The sequence below is a fragment of the Streptococcus equi subsp. zooepidemicus genome (assembly GCF_015689395.1).
Classification (GTDB): Bacteria; Bacillota; Bacilli; order Lactobacillales; family Streptococcaceae; genus Streptococcus; species Streptococcus equi.
Map to the genome: position 1 here is coordinate 1,938,760 of NZ_CP065054.1, position 25,550 is coordinate 1,964,309.

Sequence of the window (25,550 nt, forward strand, 5' to 3'; positions counted from 1 at the left end):
GCTGCTCTTTTTATTTCCTGTGAACAGCTTTGACGATAAGGGCAAGTAAAGCAGCCGCTGTAAGAGCAATTAGAGATGATAGCAGCCAAGGAAAGCCTTTTTGCTCTTTATCTTGGACAGCACTATCAGAAAGCATGCCCTTGTCTTTCTCATCAGAATCTATTGATTTGGCAGCTGATGGTGTGCCGCTTGAGCTTGCCTGACTTGCCTTTAGGGCCTTATCGGATCGATGATTGCTTCTTGTCATGTGATTGGCGCTAGTAGCTTCACTAGGCACACTTTGGACTTGCTCAGTGCTTGTCACCCTACTGCTAGCAGCGGGTTTAGGCTGGTTATTCGCCGGTGCTGGATTGCTGCTTTTCTGTTCTGTCTCTGGGGTATTTTTGGTTGGCTTTCCATCAAAATGAATAGGTGCTGAGCTACCACTAAAGGCCTTTTCTTTATCAGGAACACTTACTGATATACTGTAATCACTGACCTTTAGGTTCGTAAGGTCAAACCATACTGAAAACCGGCTTTGACCAGCCTGCATGGTATAGGCTGTACTATTAATCGTGTTGCCTTTGGCATCCTTTAGTAAAATAGTAGCCTCAGTGCTTTGGCTAACTGGCTGACTTGTGGCAATGTTAGCTTCAATAACGGACTGTTCTGAACGCATACGAGCACTGACACTGGCTTCAGCTGCTGCCTGTGCTTGAGCTGCTGTGGTTGGTTGATTGTCCTGCGCTGCTACTGCTGATACAAAGGCAAGTGAGCCTAACAACACCATTGCTGAAGTAACTAAGATTACTTTTCTCATTGATTTCATAGACATTCTCCTATCATTTTATTATGACTCTTTCATTATAAACTATTCGGAAAATTTTTCAATAGTTTTGTTACGTTTTTATTACAAATATTTATTTTATGTTTCGTTTGTATCTATATTGTGACACAACTTTTAAACACAACATAAAAACACTCTCATAGCTTTAAGCGATGGCAAATCGCTAGCGACATAGAGAGTGTTTTAGATTATTCATCATTATGATTGAGGTCTGTTCTCCACCTGCTTGATACACCACTGGATCAACAGTTCTAGACGTTCTGTCTGACCTGTCATATCAAGGTAGCCCATAACAGCCTCAAAGCCTGTTGACATACGATAGGTTACTACATCAGCATTTTTTGCCTTGGTATGGCTGTTGGTATTGCGGCCTCGTTTGTAGATGTCTTTTTCTTTTTCGGTCAATAGCTGTGCTTCTAGCATGGCCTGAATCAAAGAGGCCTGTGCCTTTGCAGAAACATATTTTGTTGCAAGGTGGTGAAGCTTATTTGGCTTGGTCTGGCCTTGGAAAATCAGATGACGACGAATATAATAAGAATAAACAGCATCACCAACAAAGGCAAGGGCAATGCCATTAATCAAATTGACATCAACTGAATTAGTCACGTATCCACCTCACACCATCTTTTGTATCCAACAGCTTGATCCCCTGAGCTGCCAACTGGTCCCGAATAGCATCTGCCTTTGCAAAATCTCGATTGGCGCGTGCCTCCTGACGCTCAGCAATCAGCTGCTCAATCTCTGTGTCTAGGCTTTCTGCTTCAAAGACAATGCCAAAAACCGCCAGCATCTCTTCAAACGCTGATTTGACAGCTTCTGAGTAGGCACCCGAATTAATCCATTTTGCCATGTCAAATAAGACTGTGATCCCATTTGCTGTATTAAAATCATCATTCATAGCCGCTTTGAAAGCAGTGATAAAAGCATCAAGCTGTCTAGCGTCTGCTGTGGCTACTGTGGGCTGCTGAAGCGTGTTTTTCAAATATTTAAGGTTAACCCCAGCATCATGAATCGCCTTTTCAGTAAAATTAATCGGCTTACGGTAATGCTGAGTAGCCAAGAAAAAGCGCAGCGTTTGCCCATCAACTGTCTTTAATAGATCATGAACAGTCACAAAGTTGCCCAGTGACTTGGACATTTTTTCATTGTCAACATTAACAAAGCCATTATGCATCCAGTAATTGGCAAAGCTTTTGCCAGTTTTTGCCTCTGATTGGGCGATTTCATTGGTATGGTGTGGAAATTCTAGGTCTGCTCCACCACCATGAATATCAATGGTATCTCCCAAAAGCTCGGTTGCCATTACAGAGCACTCAATATGCCAGCCAGGACGACCTGAGCTCCAAGGACTTGCCCAAGCAATCTCACCTGCCTTGGCCGATTTCCACAAGGCAAAATCCAAAGGATTTTCCTTGAGGGCAGTTTCTGTGTCTGTACGACCACTGGCACCAGCCTCCAAATCAGCAATGGTTTTGTTAGCCAGCTTAGCATAATTTGCCGCCTTTGCCACACGAAAATAAACATCACCTGCCGACTCATAGGCATAGCCTTTTTTGATTAAAGCAGCGATAAAGGCAATGATCTCGTCCATGTAGTCCATGACGCGTGGATTTTTAGTGGCTGGCTTCACACCAAGTGCCTTGGTATCCTCCATAAAGGCAGCGATAAATTGATCTGCCAATTGCTTTGGTGACAGGCCTGCTACCTTGGCTGCTTTAATAATCTTATCATCTACGTCTGTAAAATTTGAAACGTAATTGACTGTATAGCCTGCGTATTCAAAGTAGCGACGAATCGTATCAAAGGCCACAGCCGAACGGGCATTGCCAATATGAATATAATTGTAAACCGTCGGCCCGCAGACATACATATTGACCACCTTATCAGTTATTGGTACAAACTCTCGCAGACTTCTGGTCATGGTATCATAGATTTTTATCATCACTTTTCCCTTTTGTTTTGTCCTTTTCTCTTAGACTGCGTAAGCTGTCAGCAACTGAGGTAAGCATAGGGCTCTAATTCCCCTCCAAAAGCTTGTCGTTTTTTTGACTGGCAGCCTCCACCTAGAGAAGGCTCTTAATCCTGCACTGAAATCTTTTTTTCATGCACTCGAACAATTTTAGCTGGTATGCCAACGACCGTCACTCCAGCTGGTACATCAGCCAACACAACAGCTGCAGCTCCAACCTTAGCCGCTTTCCCAATCTCGACAGGACCGATAATTTGAGCATGCGCAGAAATCAATGCCCCCTCACGAACAGTAGGGTGCCGCTTTCCTCGATCTTTTCCGGTTCCACCAAGTGTCACTCCATGATAAAGCATGGCTCCCTTTTCAACAATGGCCGTCTCGCCAATCACCAAGCCAGCTCCATGATCAATGAAAACACCTGAAGCAATCCTAGCTCCCGGATGGATTTCAATCTGTGTCCAAAAACGCCAAAACTGGCTATGCATTCGAGCCAACAGCTTAAAGCCATGCTGCCACAAAAAGTGCGACAGCCTGTGCGCTGCCAAGGCCTTTAATCCAGGGTAGGTTAGGATAACCTCTAGGGTACTACGCGCAGCAGGATCTAGTTGCTTTACAATATCAATATTGTCCTTCCACCAGCCCATTCAAACTCCTTTTATGTGTCAATATCAGACCAATCAACAAGAATCTGCTGATCATCAAAGGGGTCAATAGCAACCCCAAAGGTCTCGTCTATGTCATTATTGCCATTTCTTGGCTGATAAATGTCTGCTATCTTCCATGTTAAGATAACACCGCCTGATTTCCTAAAAAGGCCGCCAAACTCCTCTTGATTGTACCATTTAGCGAAGCTCTGAAGATTTGAAAAGGCAGGAACATAGCGCTTCCCCTCTGGAGTTGACATGGTTGGAAAAAGCCTGTCATAGTAATGCTCCTCTTCCTTAGGGTAAACAAAGGCCGGCACCAGATAAATCCTATCCAGAGTATCTGCTACGCTATTGTCATCACTCATCAAGGTATTCAAAATCGTTGTGTAATTGTTCATAAACTGAATCATATCAGCAGCCTTGAATACTGTAGAATTGCCAAAATCTCCCTTTTTCTTGAGATTAAAGCCTAGCCCAGCAGCACCTGCATGAACAGCCTCCTCCAAGACAGTAAGAGCAGAGCGCTCTACCCAGTACTGAGCTTGTGCACTCTTTTGCTCCTCTTTAAAGGTCGCCATGTCGTCCTTATCTGTGAATACAGGAAAGACTCTTACTCCTTCAATCTCAATGGCATAGGGCTTTTTTGCTGCCCATACCGGATACTGATGAAAAGCATTAACCAAGGCCACGCCATCTAAAAAATTGTCTGGGGCATTGATAAAGGCTCTTAAACGAATATCTAGTTCATTTGTGTTAGTCATGTTTGTCTTCTTTTTTTGCTTCTGATTTTTCTGGCTTTGGCGGGCGTGGCACCAAGGCCTTCATTGATGCGTCAATGCGTCCCCTATCATCAATCTTAATGACCTTAACGTCAACCTCTTCACCGATTTCAAGGACATCTGATACATTAGCAGTGCGGCTCCAAGCAATTTCAGAGATATGCACAAGCGCATCTGTCTTATCAAAGAGGTTAACAAAGGCACCAAATTTTTCAATACGGATAACCTTGGCATGATAGACCTCTCCTACCTTAGCCTCACGCACTAAGCTGGCAATGATTTCCTTAGCACGATTAATAGCAACCTGGTCACTTGAGTAGATTGACACATTTCCTTCCTCGTCAATATCAATCTTGACACCTGTTTCAGCGATAATTTTGTCAATGGTTTCGCCGCCCTTACCAATAACCACCTTGATCTTATCAACATCAATCTTGATGGTATCAATCTTTGGTGCTGTTGGTGCCAATTCTGGACGAGGCTCAGCAATGGTTGCCTCAATTAAGTCAAGAATTTCAAAGCGAGCCTTTTTAGCCTGCGCCAAGGCTTCTTCTAGGATTTGAGGTGTGATACCTTCAATTTTAATATCCATCTGAAGGGCTGTAATCCCTTGGCGTGTCCCCGCAACCTTAAAATCCATATCGCCAAAATGGTCCTCTAACCCCTGAATATCCGTTAGGACAGTGTAGTTTGTCCCATCAGAGATAAGTCCCATAGCAATACCCGCAACCGGTGCCTTAATCGGCACACCACCAGCCATCAAGGCAAGTGTCCCTGCACAGATAGAAGCCTGAGAGGAAGAACCATTTGACTCCAATACCTCAGCCACTAGACGAATAGCATATGGAAACTCCTCAAGGCTTGGAAGGACCTGAGCAAGAGCACGCTCACCTAAGGCACCATGCCCAATTTCACGACGTCCTGCTGCCCCATAGCGACCTGTCTCACCAACAGAATATTGAGGGAAATTATAGTGGTGCAGGAAACGTTTTTTGTACTCAGGCTCAAGCCCATCAATGATTTGAGTGTCTCCCATTGGGGCTAGGGTCAAGACGGACAAAGCTTGAGTTTGACCGCGCGTAAAGAGGCCTGAGCCATGTACTCTCGGCAAGAAATCAATCTCAGCAGCAAGTGGGCGGATCTCATCAACACGACGACCATCAGGACGAACCTTGTCCTCAGTGATGAGGCGACGAACCTCAGCATGCTCCATTTGCTCCAAAATTTCAGTCACATCACGCATGATACGGTCATGCTCTTCGTCTGCTGCATAACGCTCCTCGTATGCAGCTATGACACGCTCCTTGACAGCCTCGGTTGCGGCTTCACGTGCTTTTTTCTCCTCAACTTGAACAGCCTGCTGCAAATCAGCATTGTAAGTCTCTATGATTTCAGCCTGCAAATCAGCAGCAACCTGTAATAGCTCTACCTCAGCCTTTTCCTTGCCCACCGCTGCAACAATCTCTTCTTGAAAAGCAATCAACTCCTGTATAGCCTTATGACCAACCAAAAGTGCTTCTAGCATAATAGCCTCTGGCAATTCCTTGGCACCAGATTCAACCATATTGATCGCATCTTTTGTTCCTGCTACGGTTAACTCTAATAATGAAGCCTCCTGCTGGGCCTTATCAGGATTGATGATAAATTCACCCTCAACATAGGCCACCTGAACACCAGCAATCGGCCCATTAAAAGGAATATCTGAAATCGATAGGGCTAATGAGCTACCAAGCATAGCAGCCATAGGAGCACTAGCATCTTCATCATAAGACAGGACAGTATTAATCACCTGGACCTCATTACGAAAGCCCTCAGCAAACATAGGACGGATAGGGCGGTCAATCAAGCGAGCGGTTAAGGTCGCATCTGTCGAAGGACGCCCCTCACGCTTCATCCAGCCACCAGGAAACTTACCTGCTGCATACATCTTTTCTTCGTAATTGACTTGAAGTGGGAAAAAGTCTCCTGTCGACATCTTCTTAGACATGACAGCAGCGGTTAGCACTGTAGACTCCCCATAACGAACGACAGTGGCACCATTTGCTTGCTTAGCCACTTGACCGACCTCAACAACAAGTGGTTTGCCTGCAAAGGTTGTTGTAAATGTTTGTTTTGACATGAAAAACTCCTAATCATTAAATGTGATACTCTGTTTTCTACAAAGACCAGCGCGTGATAGCTCATGAACCCGTCTTTGCATAAAACCCAGTATCCCTTATATTCTATCATATTTTTAGGGAAATAGCAGAGCTGTTGACAGGATTTTTAAGAGAAAAGAAGCTAGGTAACTATTACCATCACTGCTTTTTGACACTGCCACTAAACAATTACTGTACCAGACCTGCTTTTGTTTGGCACAAGAGAGGCAAGCAATATCATACCCTCAGCCACACCAGGACTTCTCTAGGCTAGAAAGCCCTAGACACCTTCAGCTTATAACAATAGCAAAACACCAGTATAAAAAATGAATCCTCAGTATCTCTGAAAGACAAGAAAGCCAAGGACTCAAAAAAAGCCCTTCTAAATTAGAAGAGCCTTATCGAACCTTTGCAAAAGCCATAGCAAGCAGGACAAACTGCCTTATGCAGCTACACATTGACAGTGTCCGATCCTACTAGGACTGCTTAACGTCCTTAGAATCTTATTAACGACGAAGTCCAAGTGATTGGATTAACTCGCGGTAACGGTTAACATCTGTACGACGTAGGTATGCTAATAGGTTACGACGATGTCCGATTTTTTTCATCAACCCACGATAAGTTGCGTGGTCTTTTTTGTGCTCTTTAATGTGGTTGTTCAAGTGGTTGATTTCCCAAGTAAGAACAGCTACCTGAACCTCAACTGAACCTGTGTCACCTTCATGACGTGCATACTGTGCAATGATTTCGTTTTTTTTCTCTTTTGAGATTGCCATAATAATTCTCCTTTTTTGCTTAATCCGAGTCTTAGGGTTGGCACTCCTAAAACCAAGAAAAAGTTAGTCTGTCTTGCGACCTCTCTATTCTAGCAAAATAGCCAGAACTGGTCAACTATTATTCTCATAAATGCTGCATGCAAAAGCAGCAACTAGTAAAAAAGATCGGAGAAGCTACTGATACTAACCTCTCCAATCTTCATAAGCTTTTAGTTAGACGACATCATCTCAGCTCAGTCGACACCAAGCTTTAACTTAGTCTTTTTGATAAGGTCTAAACCAGAAGACCAGTCCTAGCATAGAAAGGATTCCTACCCCTACAAGAGCAAGTATATCTTTTGCCTCATGTGCTTTTGGTAAGGCTTGGTTGCTTTCTATTGAACGCAAAAGGTGCGGCTGATCCTGCTGTGGTGCCTTTGGTTGCTCTGGCTGTTCTGGCTTAGGAGCGTCATTAGGAAGCTCATTATCAAAATGGAATTCCAGCTTAGGACGTGTATCCTCTTCAAATGTTTGAATATCATTCGTACCGCTCATACTCGCTTGAGTATCTTCGGTTGTCTCAATCACATTACCCTGTCCTCCTAGGATAATATCTGATTGCGGCTGCTTGGTGTCCTCGGTCTCTGCTATATTACCTGATTGACCACTCATGCCCTCTTGGGTATTTTCAGTCGTGTCAATCACATTACCTTGTCCGCCCAGGATAATGTCTGGTTGTGGCTGCTTGGTATCCTCAGTCTCTGTAGCATCACCTGATTGGCCACCTATGCCCTCTTGAGTATTCTCGGTAGTCTCAGTAACACTACCCTGACCGCCAATAATCACATCAGGCTTTTTAGTGTCCTCTACCTCTTCCTTGCCACCTGAATGACCACCTTCTTCTATTGGTCCAGATTGATAGGTTAAATCAATAACATTTCCACCACCAATTTCAAAATTGCTTTGAGGCTCTTCTGGAACAATAATTGAGCCTATTAGGTTTTGATACCTAGGACCATATCTTGAATCAATGTGACGAATATAGAAAGTTAAATTTTTTTCTGACGATTCAGTTTTATTCTTTTCTCCTTCCTTGATTAAAAAACTTAATGCCTGCTTCTCCATCTCATCATTCCCTCTGCTATCTATATACCTTGTCACAAGTTCATTTTCTTGAATATTGTCAGTATAATACCAAAGTGCAAGCTGAGTAACTTTTCTAGCAGATTGATCATTAAGCGAGTATTTTTTGCATAACTCAATATTATGATTTGGATATCCTTTACTTAAAATTGTAAAAATAGCCGGTAATTTATCTTTCATACCTTGGAGCTTATTCTTAGTTTCCGACATCATAGAAGTATTACCTGAATTACTTTCCAATATCTTTTGAAACCCTTCGTACTTATTGTATAATGTCAGATAATTAGGTCTATCCTTGCCATTCCCCCACAATAATGGTTCTAAAAATCTTTGATCAAGACAGTAGACAGGAATATCTAATTTTCTTGTAGTATCCCCTACTGGTGTAACATATAAAGCACTCGGATAGCTGCTACTCCCGTCACTCCACCCGTAATACTGTTCTGCTAAAACAGTCATCATGCCGCAGGTCAGGTTTAGCAGCAGCATGGTAAAGGCCACTGCTCCTGCTAGCATTTTCTTTAATAGTGTTCTCATTACTCTCTCCATTTCATTTTTTGAACGTCCTATACTTTAACACAAAACCCTTGGCATGGCTACCTGATATTAAGAGAACATTAGTTTTTCGACAAGCGCTATTGCTTTAATTACCGAACAATCAGAACAATATAATTTTTTTAGATTAGATGTTTGATTTATTTACGAACGATTATCATTTTTTATCTATTAATTATTAGAATTCCTGTGTATTTCGTATATATATATATATATATATATCGTGCTAATTAACGAACTATTTTTTTAAATAATTTAATATATCTGATAGAGTTAGCTAATATCGTCATCACTGGCCTGCCTTATCTTTTAAAAATAAGGAATTTGTGATATAGTAAAGCCATTATCAAATATAAAAAAAGGGAGGCAAAATGTCTGCACAAGATAAATTAATTAAAGCACAGCATCTCATTGATATGAATGATATTATCCGCGAGGGCAATCCTACGCTTCGTGCTATGGCTAAGGAGGTCGAGTTTCCTCTTAGTGATGATGACATCATTTTAGGTGAAAAAATGATGCAATTTTTAAAGCATTCTCAAGACCCTGTCATGGGAGAAAAATTAGGGCTTCGAGCAGGAGTTGGTCTAGCAGCACCTCAGATTGATGTGTCAAAGCGTATCATCGCTGTTCTGGTTCCAAATCCTGAAGACAATGAGGGCAATCCACCTAAGGAGGCTTACAGCATGGAGGAAGTGCTCTATAATCCTAAAATTGTGTCTCATTCTGTTCAAGACGCTGCTCTTGCTGACGGTGAGGGGTGTTTGTCTGTTGATCGTGTGGTGGAAGGCTATGTGGTCCGTCACGCGCGTGTGACAGTGGAATATTACGATAAGCACAATGAAAAGCACCGCATTAAGCTAAAGGGCTACAATGCTATCGTGGTTCAGCATGAGATTGATCATATTAATGGTGTCTTATTCTATGACCGTATTAATGCGAAAAACCCCTTTGAGGCTAAAGAGGGTATGCTAATTCTAGAGTAAGCCACTATTTAATAGAACAAAGTCTTTCAAAAAGAGCTTCAAACCAGAATCGGTTTGAAGCTCTTTTGTGTGTCAAGCTGCTTCTGAAGATGAGATACAGCTGATGATCTTTTTAGCGGTAGGGTATTTTAATTAATGGCTTCAAGGAGGGCTTCTGCCTGTGCTGCAAGGCTTTGCCTTGTTTCCTCAGAAATATCAAGAACACCTGTCGCCCATGCTTCTGGATTGACAGCGGCTTTGGTAAAGTCGCCAACTACTGTCGTACGGATAAAGGGCAGCAAATCCTGGTATTGCGCAAATAGCTGCTCGTGCCCGCCATTAGCAACAGATGATACGGTAACCACCTTACCATTGATTGCTGATGGTCCTGATGGGTCTGACAGATCAAGGGCGCGTGATACCCAGTCCAATAGATTTTTGATAGAGCCCGGGATTGCAAAATTATAGACAGGTGAAAAAATCCAGATAGCGTCTGCTGCTTGAATAGCTTCACGTACGCTTGCCACTGACTCGGGGGGACTGGCTTCTAAATCTTGACTAAAGATAGGCACCTGCCCCCAGTCCAAGTAAGATACAGCTGCCTTGCCTTCGAGTAGCTGCTCAGCTGCTTGAGCAAGCTGGTGATTAAACGATCCTGTACGTAATGAACCGTTGATGATTAAAATCTGTTTCATGCTTTGTCTCCCTTTGATGATCTGATAACTAGCCATCAACTGCCTTGATGACTAATTATAACTAGTTAGTACATTTTTATACTATGTAGTGATTATATCCTACTTAGGAGATCCTGTAAAGCCATTTGCTTAGAGCTCTTTAAATTTCTTTAAAAGCGTAATCAATTGTTTTTGCTCAGTCTCTGTCAGCACTGAAAAAAGGGCTTCAACACGTTTGATATGCTCAGGTAGGATAGTCTCAATCAAGGCTTTGCCCTCTGGCGTTAGCTGTACCAAGCAGGCACGCTTATCTTTAGCATCTTGGCAGCGGCTGATCCAGCCATTTCTCTCCATATTTTTCAGCACTACGGTCATATTGCCAGAGGTTGCCAAGAGAGAACCGATGAGCTTGTTAATTCTCATGCTTCCTTTGGAATAAAGCACCTCTAAGACGCTAAATTGGGTAGGAGTCAGATTGGCCTTTTGAAAAAAGGCGGAGCTTTGAGCATCTAAGGTACGCTGTGCTTTTCTAAAAACAACCATTGCCTTTAAGGCAGGATTTTTGTCTAATTCATTCATGCTTTTCCTCGTTCTTTTTTGGGCTTTCTTTGCGTATTGACAAAAAGAGGACAGGAAGCCTTCCTGCCCTGCTCTTCACTGTATGACAAGCTAACATAGACAATATTAGGGCTGTGCAATCTTAGAAAAAGTCATCAAATAGACTCAGCTGATTGTCATCTGGCATATTTCCTAAAATGCCCAGCTCGTCCATCTTATCAACTAGAGTGGCAGAAGCACCACCACGCTTGCGTAATTCCATTTTTGATAGAAATTCACCATCTTGGCGAGCCTTGACGATTTGTCTAGCAACGTTTTCTCCCAAGCCTTCTAAGGCAATAAAAGGTGGAATTAGGGTATCCCCTTCAATTTGAAACTCAGTTGCCTCGCTCTTGTAAAGGTCTAGCTTGCCAAACTTAAACCCTCTCTCAAGCATTTCATTGACAATTTCTAAAGTGGTAAACAGGTCATTTTCAACGTTTGAGGCTTCATTGCGCTTGCGCTTATTGCTGATGTCCTCCATGCGAGCCTTGACAGCAGCTAGCCCACCACTCATGGTTTTGAGCTCAAAGGCCTTGGCACGAATAGAGAAATAAGCACAGTAATACATGATGGGGTGATGAACCTTGAAATAAGCCACTCGCAATGCCATCAAAACATAGGCGGCAGCGTGTGCCTTGGGGAACATGTACTTGATTTTACCACAGGATTCGATATACCAGTCTGGGACGTTGTTTTGCCGCATAGCCTTGATATAGGAGCTGCGCTCCTCCTCGGAGATCTTTAGCCAGAGTCCCTTACGCACACGCTCCATGATGGTAAAGGCCATCTTAGGCTCTAGACCAGCATGCATGAGGTAAACCATGATGTCATCTCGACAGCCGATAACTGTTTTTAGGGTGGCAATGCCTTCTTTGATCAGATCCTGAGCATTACCCAGCCAGACGTCCGTTCCATGCGATAGACCTGATAGCTGCAGCAATTCTGCAAAGGTCGTTGGGTGGGTCTCATTCACCATGCCACGAACAAAGTTCGTTCCAAACTCTGGGATCCCAAGCATACCTGTTGGTGTTCCAATTTGTTCAGGAGTCACTCCGAGCACCTCTGTTCCAGAAAAAAGTGCCATCACGTCAGGATCATCTGCTGGAATAGTAATCGGATCAATACCTGATAAATCCTGCAGCTTACGAATCATGGTGGGATCATCATGACCGAGTACATCGAGCTTTAGGACATTTTCATCAATATCATGGAAATTAAAGTGGGTCGTCTGCCATGAGGCTGTCACATCATCTGCCGGAAACTGCACAGGTGTGAAATCATAAACGTCCATATAGTTAGGGATAACAACGATCCCACCAGGGTGCTGACCAGTCGTCCGCTTAACACCAGCCGCACCAGCAGCTAGACGATCAACCTCTGCATCTGGGTAAAACTTGCCATAATCTCGCTCATAGCCCTTGACAAAGCCATAGGCTGTTTTTTCAGCGACAGTACCAACAGTACCTGCACGAAAGGCGTATTCTTCCCCAAAGATATCACGAACGTCCAAGTGGGCATTGGGCTGATCATCTCCTGAGAAGTTCAAATCAATATCTGGAACCTTATCACCATCAAAGCCAAGGAAGGTTTCAAAAGGAATATCCTGTCCGTCCTTTTTGTACAGCGTCCCACATCTAGGACAGGCCTTGTTTGGCAAATCATAGCCAGAGCCGACCGAGCCATCTGTGATAAACTCTGACTGCTGGCAGCTTGGGCAGACATAATGAGGCGGCATTGGATTGACCTCTGTGATGCCAATCATGGTCGCAACAAAGCTTGAACCAACAGAGCCACGTGAGCCTACCAGATAACCACGCTCATTGGAGCGATTAACCAGCATTTGTGAGGCTAGATAAATCACCGCAAAGCCGTTTCCCAAAATGGACGTTAGCTCCTTTTCAATGCGCAGATCAATGATATCTGGAAGTGGATTGCCATAGATAGCAAAGGCCTTTTGATAAGTCAGCTCAGCAACGGTTTCTTCTGCCTTATCAATATATGGGGTATACAGATCACCCTTAACAACCTCCACCTCTTCAATTCGATCAGCAAGGGCTTGGGTATTTTTCACAACAACCTCATAGGCCAAGTCCTTACCTAAAAAGGCAAAATCATCAAGCATTTCATTGGTTGTTCTAAAATGGGCCTCTGGTAACGGGACAGGCTTGGCAGCCTCTCCGCGGCCAATAGTACGGTTAATCAGGGCACCTTGCCCTAGACTACGAACGATAATGTCACGATAGATGGCGTCCTCTGGCTCAATGTAGTGCACGTTTCCAGTAGCTAGGACAGGCTTTTCAGCTCTGCGGCCGACCTCAATCAAATCGCGAATAATCTGCTCAACTCCTGCTTGATCCTTAATTAGCTCTCGGACTACCAAGGGCTGGTAAATTGCAGGCGGCATGATTTCGATAAAATCGTAGTATTTGGCCTGATCAACAGCAGCGTCAATTCCTTGGGTCAAAACAGCGTCAAAGACCTCGCCGTCTGAGCAGGCTGTCCCAAGCAGCAAGCCTTCACGATGCTGATCAAGGACGGTTCTTGGAATTCTAGGCACCCCTTCAAAATATTTCACATTTGAAAGGCTAACCAGCTTAAACATGTTTTTGAGGCCTAGCTGATTTTGAACATAGATCGTAGCGTGCTTGATCCGAGCCTTCTTATAGGAATCCTCTGCCACTAAGTCTGTATTGAGCTGAAGCAGGTTTGTAATACCATGCTTTTCTCTAGCTTCCTTTAGGAAGATAAAGAGCAGACGCCCTGTTGCTTCAGCATCGTAATTGGCCATGTGATGGTGCTCAAGACTAACCTGAAAGCGTTTGGTTAAAGGGCCTAAACCATGCCGCTTATACTCAGGATACAGGTTTCTAGCAAGCTCTAGGGTATCAATAACCGGCTGGCTGATTTTTGCTAGACCATACCGATCGTAGTTGGCATTCATAAAGCCCACGTCAAAGCTAGCATTGTGGGCAACTAGGATAGTGCCCTGGCAAAAGGCCTGAAATGCCTCTAGCACCTGCTGTATAGGCTTAGCTCCTACCAAATGATTATCTGTAATCCCTGTCAATTCTGTTGTAAAAGCAGATAAGGGGTGGCCTGGATTGATAAACTCATCAAACTGCTCAATGATATTTCCCTTGAACATTTTGGAAGCTGCGATCTGAATCAAATCATTGTTCATGGCAGAAAGGCCGGTGGTCTCCACGTCAAAGACAACATAGGTAGCTTCATGCAGGTCCATAGCGACAGGATTGAAGGAAATAGGTACCTTATCCTCAACAATATTGGCCTCTAAGCCAAAGATTGCCTTGATTCCTGCCTTGCGTGCTCTATGATAGCCATGCGGAAAGCTCTGAACATTAGCGTGGTCAGTAATCGCTACTGCCTGATGTCCCCACCTGGCTGCTGTATCAATCAGGTCTTCTACCGTCGGTAGAGCGTCCATTGTGGACATATTGGTGTGTGCATGAAATTCAACACGCTTTTGCCCTTCTGGCATTAGGTCCTTACGTTCGTGGTGAACAATCGCCTTAACCTGCTGAACAGTCATGGTTAGGCTTTTGGTAAAGGGGTTATTTTCGATATTTCCCTGAACACGCAGCCAAGCTCCCTTGGCAATCAGGTCAAATTTTCTGAGCTCATCGTCATCTTTAGCCCATTTTTGCATGGCAAAAGAGGAGGTGTAATCTGTCATCTTGAAGTTGATGATATGGCGGCCTGTCCTTGTCGTCTTACGCTCCACATCAAAGACCACTCCTTCAAAAACAATGCGATTTTCCTCTGTATCCACCTCAATCATTGGTGTAATGACCGCCTTGTCAAAGCTTGCTTGGCGCTGGGCCATGCGTTCTCTATAGTCAAGGCTTGGGCTTGGTGCTGCCTCCTCAGCCGGTGGCTGCATGGCCTCCAGTGATTGCTGTGCTGCGATATTATCCTGTACAGCCTTTTCTACTAGGGCTTGACGGCTAGTCTCAAAATCCTTTGTCAAATGGTCTGTCATCTCCTGATCAGACACCATATCAATCGTTAGCCTACCAAAGCCAAAACGCTCAAGCTGTGCTGCCAGATTAGGCAAGTGATTTTTCCTAAAATGGTCATTATTAACAAAGTCAGGTGCCATAATGATCAGCTGGTGATGGTCATACTTGACCTGAAGCTTGGAAAAAGATGACTTGAAGCTAGCCCCGTTACAGGGCTCATGCTCAAATGCTTCTTGGTAGTAGGCTTGCAGCAGATGATCCGAATAATCAATTGTCTCTGCCTTGATGTCAAATGTTACCTTAATATCTGCTGCCTCAAAGGTTCTCGCAAGCCTATCTGACAGCTCTCGATAGCTATCTATCGGGAGAATCTCTGCAAAGGAAAAATGAAATTCCCACAGACGAGACACTGAATGCACCTTGACCTCGATAATATCAGCAGACGAAAAGGCACTTGATTGTCTTATCTCAAGTGGCATTTCAATTTGTTCCATCAATTTACCGAATAAATCTGACATAGCTTTCTCCTGAGTTTCTTAGGGTCTATTTTATCATAAATAGTAATCATTTTCGACCTCTCCTACAAGACAACAAGCCAAAGGTTAAAAGACCCTTGCTGTAGGCTTAATGCCCTTTCTGGCTCAGCTGGCGCTTCTGGCAGCAGTATCACGCTTATCACAAGACACATGGTACAGCTAAATAGGGTGTGACAGTATCTACAAAGGCAAGGCTATCTGCCGATGATCTTCATGTGCTTGTTTTAACTAGACAAGAGCCTGTAGCTGACGGATCCGGTCCTTTGACTAATTGCTTGACTGTATGGAGGTCCTAGCTTGCTTTGTTTTCTCTGACTTAGCAGTCATGGTAGGTCAGCTGTGGCCATTTCTTGTGCCAGTCCTTCTTTGCTAGGCGCTGCCTATGGCAGTCCATACGCTCTGAATTCTCTAAAAAATGCGGTGTTGGCCGACAGACAAAGTGACTAATGTCTGCTAAGCCATAAGGAGCAAAAACCTCTACCTGTCCTCTCACCAATCTGACAGCAATCGCTGTACAGCGCTCCGGATACTTTGTGATAGCGTCCTGACTAGATTGATAGGGAAGGGTGTTAGGGCTATGCTTTTGCATATACACTTGATTGCGAAGCTCCCATTGGTACATGGGATAAGCACACTTAAGTTGTTCTTCTAGCAGCTGCCCAGCTTCATAGAAGATTTCAGGGTCAAAAAAGACCACATCTACATCTGTCAGCGAATCAAAGCCTGTCCCATAAGCCACATGATTCCAGATGGTATTTCGCACTGCACCTGCTGCCAGCCAACAATCCTTTAAAGGCAGAGCCTCTATAATGCTTAGAATGGTCATTAGCTCATGATCTGCTAGTACCAGCTGCTGTAATTCCTCAATTGTCATGCTTTCATTATAGCATACAAAAAGAGATCAACAATCGTTGACCTCATATCATTAATTGTCCTTGGTGAGAATATCAAGGGTTTCAATCAAGCTATCAGCGTGCACCTCAATGCTGTCACCTGTGGCTTTGATTTTGATCTCAACAATGCCCTCAGCTGCTTTTTTACCAATCGTCACACGAATCGGAAGTCCAATCAAATCACTATCAGAGAATTTGGAGCCGACACGCTCATTGCGGTCATCAGTGAGGACATCATAGCCCTTGGCCATCAGACTAGCCTCTACTCTTTCTGTCAGGTCCTGCGCCTCCTGGTCCTTGACATTAACGGTAATCAAATGCACATCAAACGGAGCTAGCTCTTTAGGGAAATTAATCCCCCAAGCATAGCGATAGTCACCCTTTGGTGTCTTGCTGACAAAGAGACGAGCATGCTGCTCAATGACTGCTGATAGGATACGACTAACCCCAATACCATAGCAACCCATGACAATCGGAACTGCTCTGCCATTCTCATCAAGGATATTAGCTGCCATGCTATCAGAATAGCGGGTCCCCAGCTTAAAGATATGACCGATTTCAATACCTCTGGCAAACTGCAGCACGCCATGTCCATCTGGAGAAATCTCTCCCTCTTTTATCTCACGAATATCAGCATACTCTGCTTGGAAATCACGATTTGGATTGACACCAGTCAGGTGATAACCATCTTTGTTGGCTCCAGCTACAGCGTTTGCAAGGTCTTGGACCTTACGATCAGCCACAATACGGATACCATCTGCCAAATGAACTGGACCAAGTGAGCCAAAGCCTGCTCCTAGAATCGTATGTGCCTCCTCCTCGCTAGCTGGCTCTAAAAAGTCTGCTCCAAGGTAGTTTTTCAGTTTGACAGCATTAACCTGATCGTTTCCAACCAATAGAGCAAGCACAGGCTCCTGGTCAGCCATAAACAAGAGAGTTTTAATGGTCTGATGCTCAGTAATGCCAAGAAAGGCTGCTACCTCATCAATAGTTTTACAATTTGGTGTCTCAATCTCGATGAGATCATCTAAGGCTGTTACCTTTGATGAGGGCTTGTACTCACTGGTTGCCATCTCAAGGTTAGCAGCATAGCTTGATTCACTTGAATAAGCAATAGTATCCTCTCCTGAAATCAACCATGAAGCAAGCTCTGCCTTAATCTCCTCTAAGACCTCCTCTGGAATGTCAGCCAATGATGGAATAGACTTATCTAAGACTAGCCAACGGTCTAAATTGGTACGATCTGGTGTGATAGCCATAAATTCCTGTGAATCCTTGCCACCCATAGCACCACCATCACCGATAATCCCTTTGAAATCCAAGCCTGCTCTGGTGAAAATAGCCTCATAGGCCTGACGATAGGCGTCATAGGTGACATCTAAATCATCATAGCTTTGATGAAAGCTATAGCCGTCCTTCATGATAAATTCACGCGTACGAAGCAGGCCATTACGAGGACGCTTTTCATCACGATATTTAGATTGAATCTGATACAGATTGAGCGGCAGTTGCTTATAGGATTTAACCGCATCACGTACTAGCGTGGTAAAGGTTTCTTCGTGTGTCGGTCCTAAGATAAAGTCTGATTTATCGCGATTTTTTAGCTTGTAAAGGTCCTCTCCATAGGTCTCATAGCGGCCTGATTCACGCCAGAGATCAGCTGTTAGAAGAGCAGGTGCTAGCATTTCAACTGCACCAATTTTATCAAACTCCTGCCGCATAATCGTCTTGAATTTTTCAATTGTACGATGAGCTAATGGCAAATAGGCATAAATACCGGCAGATACCTGACGGACGTAGCCTGCACGCACCATAAGGGCATGACTGATTACCTGAGCGTCACTTGGCATTTCGCGCAGGGTTGGGATAAGCATTTTACTTTGTTTCATTAAAATAAGCTATAGAGAGCAATCTAAAACAGCCTGTACTGATACTAGACTTAGCATCTTATTTTTAAGCTGTAAGCACTAGCTCAGCCTTGTCAGCTGAGCTCAGCTTAGCAGATAGCTCTCTTTCCTTTCATTGAGAATTCATTTCTAAAAAAGAGACAAAATGTGCTATGTTGGTTAAGCTTTTGCTGCATTGCAAGGTCTTAGAACCACAATAATGACACTATATCTCTTGTTATTTCTGTTACATTGAGCCTTTTAGGCTCTCCTTTAAACGGGAGAGGCCATTAGCCTTAGAAGAAGGCTCGCATAATATCGTTCCAGGTCACTGCAATCATGAGCACAACCATAATCGCAACACCTGCAAGGGTAATATAAGTCTCTGTCTCTTGCTTTAATGGCTTGCGACGAAGTGCTTCAATCACATTCATCAGGATCTTACCACCATCTAGTGCGGGAATCGGAATCAAATTAAAAATCCCTAAATTGATAGAGAGCATTGCCATCAAGGACAAGACAGACTCTAAGCCATTCTTAGCTGCCTGATTGGACATCTGATACATGGCAACCGGCCCACCCAATTTATCCAGACTAAAGGAGGTGATCAAGCCCTTTAGAGCAGTGACAATCACTAAAGCACCATTACCAGCCATCTCAAAGCCACCTATTAGCTTGTCTGTCAGACTTGTTTTTAGTGGGTATTGGACACCAATAAGATACTGGTCACCTTTTTTGTCAGGCTTCAGCGCTATAGTCTTAACCTGATCACCTGTCTGATAGGTAATCTCTAGCTTGCCCTTAGCCTTAACATCTGCTGTTGATGTAGCAACTGCCTGCGTCAGCCCATACCAGTCATTAATCTTTTGATGATTAATCTCTAAAATCTGATCATTGTCTTTAATACCGGCCTTGGCTGCTGCACCATTTTCCACCACACGAATATGGTTGCTATGATAATCAGCCACACCACCCTGAACAAAGGCAAACAAAATAAAGACAACAATACCTAGAATAAAATTATTCATAGGCCCTGCAAAATTGGTAATCAAACGACCGCCAATGCTTGCGTTTTGATACTGAACATCAAGCGGCGCAATCCGGATCTCTGTACCGTCCTCCTCAACAATGGTCGCATCATGGTCTACCGAATAGGTCTTTGTCTCATCAAGAACCAGCCCAGTAATCGTCAACTTATCCTCTAAGTCATAAGCAGTCACATTCATAGGCAGGCTGGTTGGATCAAGCTTGCTCTGAGACAGGTTAATCCGCTTGACCAAGCCCTGATCATTAAGCGTCAAGCTAGCAGGTGTTCCTGTTTTTATCTCAGTCGTGTCATCACCCCAGCCTGCCATTCGCACATAGCCACCAAGCGGTAATAGTCGGATTGTGTAAAGCGTCCCTTGCTGATCAACATGCGAAAAGATTTTTGGTCCCATGCCAATAGCAAACTCTCTGACCAAAATACCAGACCGCTTAGCAAAATAGAAATGGCCAAACTCATGGACAATCACAAGAATACCAAAAATAATAATAAAGGTAATTATTCCTAACATAGATTTCCTTTCAGTCTATTGATAACGAGCTTTAAAATAACCCAAATAGATGCATTATGGGAAAAACAAAGATCATCGAATCAAAACGATCTAAAACACCACCATGACCTGGAATCAATTTGCCTGAGTCCTTAACCCCAAAGTGCCTTTTGACAGCACTTTCAACCAAATCTCCAAACTGAGCAAAAATAGAAAAAAGAGCTACCAAAATCAACATTGTCCCAAAATGATGAGGAGCATAGACAGCCTTATCAAAGAGCATAAACACAAAAGAAACAAGCACTGCACTGACCATACCGCCAAGACTGCCTTCAATTGTTTTGTTTGGTGATATTTTTGGTAAAAGCTTTCGCTTACCAAATTGGCGCCCAATCAAATAAGCTCCAATATCAGTAGCCCAAACAATAAAAAGAGCTAGAAAAACCTTGTCTATCCCTGTCATGCGTGCATTAACCAGATTATGAAAGCCAATGCCAACGTATAAGCTTGCTGCAATCGGAAAGCTTGCGTCCTCAAAGCTATAGGAATCACTGCTAATCACTGTTCCTGCTAAGAGGAAAAACACCAACAGCCCATAACAAGCAAAGCTGGCGTCCATCGGCAAAAAGGTCAGGTAATGATCCATCGGCACTGTCAGAACAAAGGCTGCCAGCATGGCAAAAACACCCTCAAAGGAAAAGACCTCAAGTCTCTTCATCTTTAGCAGCTCTGACACACCAATCATAGCAAGCACACCTACAAACAATTGAAAGGGTAAGCTGCCAATGAGTAAAAAGGGTAGGAAAATAGCAGCTGCAACACCACCCCAAATGAAACGTTCTCTCATACTCTCTCCTTAAATAGCACCGAAACGGCGATGTCGATGATTATAATCCTCTATGGCCTTTAGCAGCTCAGCCCTCTTAAAATCAGGCCACAGCACTGGCGTAAAGTAAAGCTCACTATAGGCTGACTGCCAAGGCATAAAATTACTCAAGCGCAATTCACCACTCGTTCTGATAATGAGGTCAGGATCGCGATAGAGATAGGGCAAATGATCCGTCATCAAATAGTTGGCAATCAAGTCCTCGGTAATGTCTCCGGGATTTAGCTTAGCGTCTAGGACATCTTGGGCAATGAGACCAACAGCATTAGTGATTTCCGCACGCCCCCCATAATTAAGAGCAAAGTTTAGAATCAAGCCAGTATTTTGCCTTGTTTTGGCAATAGCTGCCTCTAAGGCCTTTAAAGTATCCTTTGGTAGGCGGTTGGTCTCACCAATCATCTGAACCTTGACATTATTTTTGTGCAGCTCAGGCACGTACTTATCAAAAAACTCAACAGGCAGGTTCATAATGAATCTCACCTCATCTTGTGGTCTTGACCAATTTTCTGTCGAAAAGGCATAAACCGTTAACACCTTAACCCCTAAGTCTGACGCTGCAATCGTTACCTCCTGCAAAGCGTCCATACCCGCCTTATGTCCAAAGACACGCGGCTTTAAGCGTTTTTTAGCCCAGCGTCCATTACCATCCATGATGATCCCAATGTGCTTTGGAATCTTATCCAAAACGATTTTTTTTGACTTCGCTTTTAATCCAAACATGTTTTTTCCTTATTTACAAGCATACTTACCTCATATTCTACCATATTTCATGCGGTTTGGCTCGCTTTTTCTCCTTGGAGACGATATTTCCATAGCACATGACAGTTCTGTCTGGCTACCTGCTATTATCACCTAAAAAAGTCTGAAACACTAATGCTTCAGACTTCACCTTCTTAATTTGTCTCAATAGCTGATTCAGCTTCATCTGAAGCCTCAACCGCTGTGTCTTCAACTACAGTCTCTGTCATATTCACATCAGCTGATGTAACTGCGCTTCCTTTTTCAACCACACGCTTGATCGCTGATAGCTCAAATGGCAGATAAACACCATCAACATCTAAGACAATTCGCTTTGCTGCTAGATCAACCTCATCGACCACTGCAAACATGCCACCAATCGTCACAATCTCATCGCCCTTTTCAATAGCATTGAGCTGATTTTGGCGCTCCTGCGCCTGCTTTTTTTGCTGACGCTGCATAAACCAAATCAAACCAATCATGACAACAAACATTAAAATTGTTGGTAAGCCCATAATATCTCCTTATTTCGTCTAAAAGTCATGTCCTACTATAGCAGATTTGGACTCACATAGCAAGACATGACTGATTACATTTCTATTACTTGCACCAGATAATTAGCTGTCTGTCACTGCTCTAGGAAAGCCAAAATGGCTTTTTCAGTCAAGCTAGAATCACAGACTGACTTGACCTTCTGATGACGACTAATGAGCAGGGCAGGCACAGTAGCAAGCCCATAGCGCTCACGAAAGGCCTGCAGATCTGCAAGCTCTGTTGAGTTTTCACTATCTATAAAGAAAATATCCTTGTGCTCCTGCCTTGCTACTCTTGCTAGCTTAGGTGCAAAGCGACGACAATAAGGACAGGTCGCTCTGCCTAAAAAGACGGTGATGTCCTCACCTGCTGCTAGCCGATTAATTACCTCACTAATCTCTACCTGTTTAAATGCTGCAATGCTTTTGGCAAAGGTCATGGTTTCTTCAACTGTCATCTCAGCCTCCCTTTTTACATCTAATACTATTACTAATCATACAACAGTTTGTCAAAATTCTCAAAGAATCGCTACGACTGCACCACAAAACAGCAGCAAATAATTAGCCTACAAGACCTCATCAAGCTTGACACAAAAGGCGTCCCAAGGCTCCAGCTGTTGACTTTCTACAACTGCCTGCACATCGGTATTGCTGATAACCACTTGAGCCTTATGAAGGCTTTCTTCAAAAAATTGCTCTTGATTAGATAGGTTGACAACGACAAGGTAAATCTCTCTACCAAGCTGACGCTTATAGGCGAAAACCTTATCTGATGTTTGCAGCAGCTGATAATCTGCTTCCACCAGCCAATCCTGTGTCTGACGCAGCTGAATAAGCTTTTGATAGGTGTAAAAAACAGAATCAGGATTAGCTAAGGCACTAGCCACATTAATCTCTTGGTGATTTGGGTTGACAGGCAACCAGGTCTGATCAGCAGTTGAAAAGCCGGCGTTCTTTTGGCTGCTCCACTGCATTGGTGTTCGTGCATTGTCTCGACCCACCCTACAAATACAATCAAGAACAGCCTCCTCTGACATGCCATTAGCCATAGCCTCCTTGGCATAATTCAGTGATTCAATATCATTCACATCACTCAAGCGCTCAAAGGGGTAATTGGTCATGCCAATCTCTTCACCCTGATAAATATAAGGTGTCCCACGCATTAAATGCAGCAAAATAGCCATAGCCTTGGCAGACTTCTCTCTATATACCGTATCATTTCCCCAAATGGAGACGACACGAGGCAAGTCATGATTGTTCCAAAAAAGGGAGTTCCAGCCTTCACCTAGCTTTAGCTCTGTCTGCCACTTGCTAAAAATCTCCTTGAGAGCCGGAACATTCAACTCAGCTGCGTAATCCCATTTAGAAGCATTTGGCTTATGCTGCAAGCCGATATGCTCAAATTGAAAGACCATTGACAGCTCCTTATTTTCAGGACGTGAATACTGACGAGCAATTTCTGGTGTAGCGCCCCATGTTTCGCCAACAGTCATCAGGTCATGATTGCCAAAGCTTGCCTGGTTCATTTCCTTGAGGTATTCATGCAGCCTTGGGCCATTGCCTGTAATTTCAGAATCCGGGATCTTACCAATCAGGTCAATGACGTCCATGCGAAAGCCACCAATCCCCTTATCAATCCAAAAGTTCATCATGTCATAAATACTTTGACGCAATTCAGCATTTTCCCAATTCAAGTCGGGCTGTTTTTTACTAAAGAGGTGCAGATAATACTGCCCAGAGGCATCATCATATTCCCAAGCAGAGCCAGAAAAGATCGACATGAGATTATTGGGCTGATCACGCCAAATGTAATAATCTCGTTTAGGACTGTCAGGATTTTCTCTTGCCTCAACAAACCAAGCGTGCTCATCAGAGGTGTGATTGACAACCAAATCCATGATGATTTTGATCCCCCGCTGCTTGGCCTCATCAAGCAGCTCATCCATATCAGCCATATCACCAAAAATATCTGCAATGGCCTGATAATCTGAAATATCATAGCCATTGTCGTCCATTGGTGATTGATAAACCGGAGACAGCCAAATAGCTGTAATCCCTAGCTTCTGTAGATAATCTAGCTTACCTGTGATTCCTTTTAAATCACCAATACCATTCCCGCTTGTATCCATAAAGGACCTTGGGTAAATTTGATAAATTGTCGCTTTATGCCACCAGTGTTTTTCCATCATATCTCCTTATTACTAAACAGTCTCCTGCTATTTATATCATCGTTGTGATCACCTAGCACTACGGAAAATCTGTTGTCTTTATGATAAATCCCTTTTCTTTTTGGCAACGCAATCGTTTGCACTTTCTTTTGTTAAAAAATCCTCAAGCAAGATGAGGATTTTATTCTAGGAGGTGTTATTAGCGAATAGCTTGCTCTGTTTCTAGATCAAAGAAATGCCCCTTAGCAACATTGAAGGTCAAGCTAACCTTTTCACCTGGATTGTGGAAGTCACGCGCATCAACTCGTGAAGCAAACTCTGTTTGACCAAGCTTAACATAAAGCATGGTTTCAGATCCAAGCAGTTCAGAAACCAAGACCTCTGCTGTGACATTGGCATTTGGATAGGTGTCATGCACGATTTGGTTGCTTGAAATATCCTCTGGACGGATACCAAAAATAACCTTCTTGCCCTTATAACCAGCTGCTTCAAGCATTTTAGCCTGACCTTCTGGAATAGCAATATCAAGCCCGTCCTCACTGATGATCTGACCGTCCTTCACAACCACCTCAAAGAAGTTCATCGCAGGGCTTCCGATAAAGCCTGCAACAAATTTGTTGGCCGGTAGGTTATACAGCTCCTGTGGTGAGCCAACCTGCTCAATCTTTCCGATTGTACCATTGCCTTGAGGGTTTTTAGTGGCACTCATGATAACGATACGGTCTGCCAAGGTCATCGCTTCGGTCTGGTCGTGTGTCACGTAGATTGTTGTTGAGCCGATACGGCGGTGAATTTTCGCAATTTCAGCACGCATTGACACCCGCAGCTTAGCGTCCAAGTTTGACAAAGGCTCGTCCATCAAGAATACCTTAGCGTCACGAACAATGGCACGCCCCATAGCCACACGCTGGCGCTGACCACCTGATAGATCAGCTGGCTTACGTTCTAAAAATTCTGTCAAGCCAAGGATTTCTGCGGCTTCCTTGACACGTCTATCAATATCATCTTTTTTGTATTTACGTAGCTTGAGACCAAAAGCCATGTTGTCATAAACGGTCATATGCGGGTAAAGGGCATAGTTTTGGAAAACCATAGCGATATCGCGGTCCTTTGGTGATTTGTCATTCACAACCTCACCGTCAATTTTCAATTCACCCTCTGAAATGTCCTCAAGGCCCGCAATCATGCGAAGGGTTGTTGACTTACCACAGCCTGAAGGCCCTACAAAAACGATAAATTCCTTGTCCTTAATGTCTAAATCGAAATCCTCAACAGCATAGTGTGTTGTATTGGGATATTTTTTGTAGATGTGCTTTAAGTTTAATTCAACCATGCGTTACTCCT

General features: G+C 43.7%; 21 protein-coding genes. 1 reads left to right on the forward strand and 20 read right to left on the reverse strand.

What is annotated here, in order from left to right; all coding sequences use genetic code 11:
* Positions 1-10: 10 nt before the first annotated feature.
* The 8 genes from I2432_RS09240 to I2432_RS09275 all read right to left on the reverse strand — a co-directional run bounded on the left by I2432_RS09240 (position 11) and on the right by I2432_RS09275 (position 8,794).
* On the reverse strand, positions 11-808 hold the full coding sequence (locus tag I2432_RS09240) for a hypothetical protein (protein ID WP_111678621.1): 798 nt from the start codon (positions 806-808) through the stop codon (positions 11-13).
* Between the two features lie 216 nt (positions 809-1,024).
* The gene (locus tag I2432_RS09245; RefSeq protein ID WP_012516331.1) at positions 1,025-1,432 is read right to left on the reverse strand and encodes a Mini-ribonuclease 3; all 408 of its coding nucleotides are present in this window, start codon (positions 1,430-1,432) and stop codon (positions 1,025-1,027) included.
* The gene (cysS, locus tag I2432_RS09250) at positions 1,425-2,768 is read right to left on the reverse strand and encodes a cysteine--tRNA ligase (RefSeq protein ID WP_111678623.1); all 1,344 of its coding nucleotides are present in this window, start codon (positions 2,766-2,768) and stop codon (positions 1,425-1,427) included. The genes I2432_RS09245 and cysS overlap by 8 nt, the downstream gene beginning before the upstream one ends.
* A 134-nt stretch (positions 2,769-2,902) precedes the next feature.
* Positions 2,903-3,439: a serine O-acetyltransferase gene (cysE, locus tag I2432_RS09255; protein WP_037579540.1), complete on the reverse strand. Its 537-nt coding sequence runs from the start codon at positions 3,437-3,439 to the stop codon at positions 2,903-2,905.
* Between the two features lie 11 nt (positions 3,440-3,450).
* Positions 3,451-4,203 carry an SseB family protein gene (locus I2432_RS09260; RefSeq protein ID WP_037579539.1) on the reverse strand — a complete coding sequence of 251 codons (753 nt, stop codon included), beginning with the start codon at positions 4,201-4,203 and terminating at the stop codon, positions 3,451-3,453.
* The gene (gene pnp / locus I2432_RS09265; RefSeq protein ID WP_111678625.1) at positions 4,196-6,340 is read right to left on the reverse strand and encodes a polyribonucleotide nucleotidyltransferase; all 2,145 of its coding nucleotides are present in this window, start codon (positions 6,338-6,340) and stop codon (positions 4,196-4,198) included. The genes I2432_RS09260 and pnp overlap by 8 nt, the downstream gene beginning before the upstream one ends.
* A 525-nt stretch (positions 6,341-6,865) precedes the next feature.
* A complete protein-coding gene (gene rpsO / locus I2432_RS09270; protein WP_003046456.1) occupies positions 6,866-7,135 on the reverse strand; it encodes a 30S ribosomal protein S15 in 270 nt (89 codons plus the stop codon).
* A gap of 255 nt (positions 7,136-7,390) precedes the next feature.
* Entirely contained in the window at positions 7,391-8,794 is a 1,404-nt protein-coding gene (locus I2432_RS09275) for a thioester-forming surface-anchored protein (protein WP_249093229.1), read from the reverse strand.
* 389 nt (positions 8,795-9,183) lie between these two features.
* On the opposite strand from I2432_RS09275, the gene def reads away from it, so the two are divergent.
* Complete coding sequence (gene def, locus I2432_RS09280; protein ID WP_206158745.1) at positions 9,184-9,798, forward strand: peptide deformylase; 615 nt, start codon at positions 9,184-9,186, stop codon at positions 9,796-9,798.
* Between the two features lie 128 nt (positions 9,799-9,926).
* On the opposite strand, the gene I2432_RS09285 is transcribed toward def, so the two are convergent.
* From I2432_RS09285 to I2432_RS09340, 12 genes are all read right to left on the reverse strand, one after another.
* Positions 9,927-10,472, reverse strand: a complete 546-nt coding sequence (locus I2432_RS09285; protein ID WP_206158746.1) for an NADPH-dependent FMN reductase — start codon at positions 10,470-10,472, stop codon at positions 9,927-9,929.
* Between the two features lie 129 nt (positions 10,473-10,601).
* A complete protein-coding gene (locus I2432_RS09290; protein WP_012516339.1) occupies positions 10,602-11,030 on the reverse strand; it encodes a MarR family winged helix-turn-helix transcriptional regulator in 429 nt (142 codons plus the stop codon).
* A 121-nt stretch (positions 11,031-11,151) separates the two neighbouring features.
* The gene (locus I2432_RS09295) at positions 11,152-15,549 is read right to left on the reverse strand and encodes a PolC-type DNA polymerase III (protein ID WP_206158747.1); all 4,398 of its coding nucleotides are present in this window, start codon (positions 15,547-15,549) and stop codon (positions 11,152-11,154) included.
* 334 nt (positions 15,550-15,883) lie between these two features.
* Positions 15,884-16,441 (reverse strand): nucleotidyltransferase family protein, encoded by a 558-nt coding sequence (locus tag I2432_RS09300; RefSeq protein WP_206158748.1) that lies wholly within the window; start codon positions 16,439-16,441, stop codon positions 15,884-15,886.
* A gap of 51 nt (positions 16,442-16,492) precedes the next feature.
* Complete coding sequence (locus tag I2432_RS09305) at positions 16,493-18,349, reverse strand: proline--tRNA ligase (protein WP_206158749.1); 1,857 nt, start codon at positions 18,347-18,349, stop codon at positions 16,493-16,495.
* Positions 18,350-18,642: 293 nt separating this feature from the next.
* Complete coding sequence (rseP, locus tag I2432_RS09310) at positions 18,643-19,902, reverse strand: RIP metalloprotease RseP (protein WP_206158750.1); 1,260 nt, start codon at positions 19,900-19,902, stop codon at positions 18,643-18,645.
* Between the two features lie 31 nt (positions 19,903-19,933).
* On the reverse strand, positions 19,934-20,728 hold the full coding sequence (locus I2432_RS09315; protein ID WP_043026658.1) for a phosphatidate cytidylyltransferase: 795 nt from the start codon (positions 20,726-20,728) through the stop codon (positions 19,934-19,936).
* Positions 20,729-20,737: 9 nt separating this feature from the next.
* Complete coding sequence (gene uppS / locus I2432_RS09320) at positions 20,738-21,487, reverse strand: undecaprenyl pyrophosphate synthase (RefSeq protein ID WP_206158751.1); 750 nt, start codon at positions 21,485-21,487, stop codon at positions 20,738-20,740.
* A gap of 173 nt (positions 21,488-21,660) precedes the next feature.
* A complete protein-coding gene (yajC, locus tag I2432_RS09325) occupies positions 21,661-22,020 on the reverse strand; it encodes a preprotein translocase subunit YajC (RefSeq protein ID WP_111678641.1) in 360 nt (119 codons plus the stop codon).
* 113 nt (positions 22,021-22,133) lie between these two features.
* A complete protein-coding gene (locus I2432_RS09330; RefSeq protein WP_014623564.1) occupies positions 22,134-22,496 on the reverse strand; it encodes a DUF6568 family protein in 363 nt (120 codons plus the stop codon).
* Positions 22,497-22,604: 108 nt separating this feature from the next.
* Complete coding sequence (dexB, locus tag I2432_RS09335) at positions 22,605-24,224, reverse strand: glucan 1,6-alpha-glucosidase DexB (RefSeq protein WP_206159091.1); 1,620 nt, start codon at positions 24,222-24,224, stop codon at positions 22,605-22,607.
* A 181-nt stretch (positions 24,225-24,405) separates the two neighbouring features.
* On the reverse strand, positions 24,406-25,539 hold the full coding sequence (locus tag I2432_RS09340) for an ABC transporter ATP-binding protein (protein ID WP_012516349.1): 1,134 nt from the start codon (positions 25,537-25,539) through the stop codon (positions 24,406-24,408).
* Positions 25,540-25,550 lie beyond the last annotated feature (11 nt).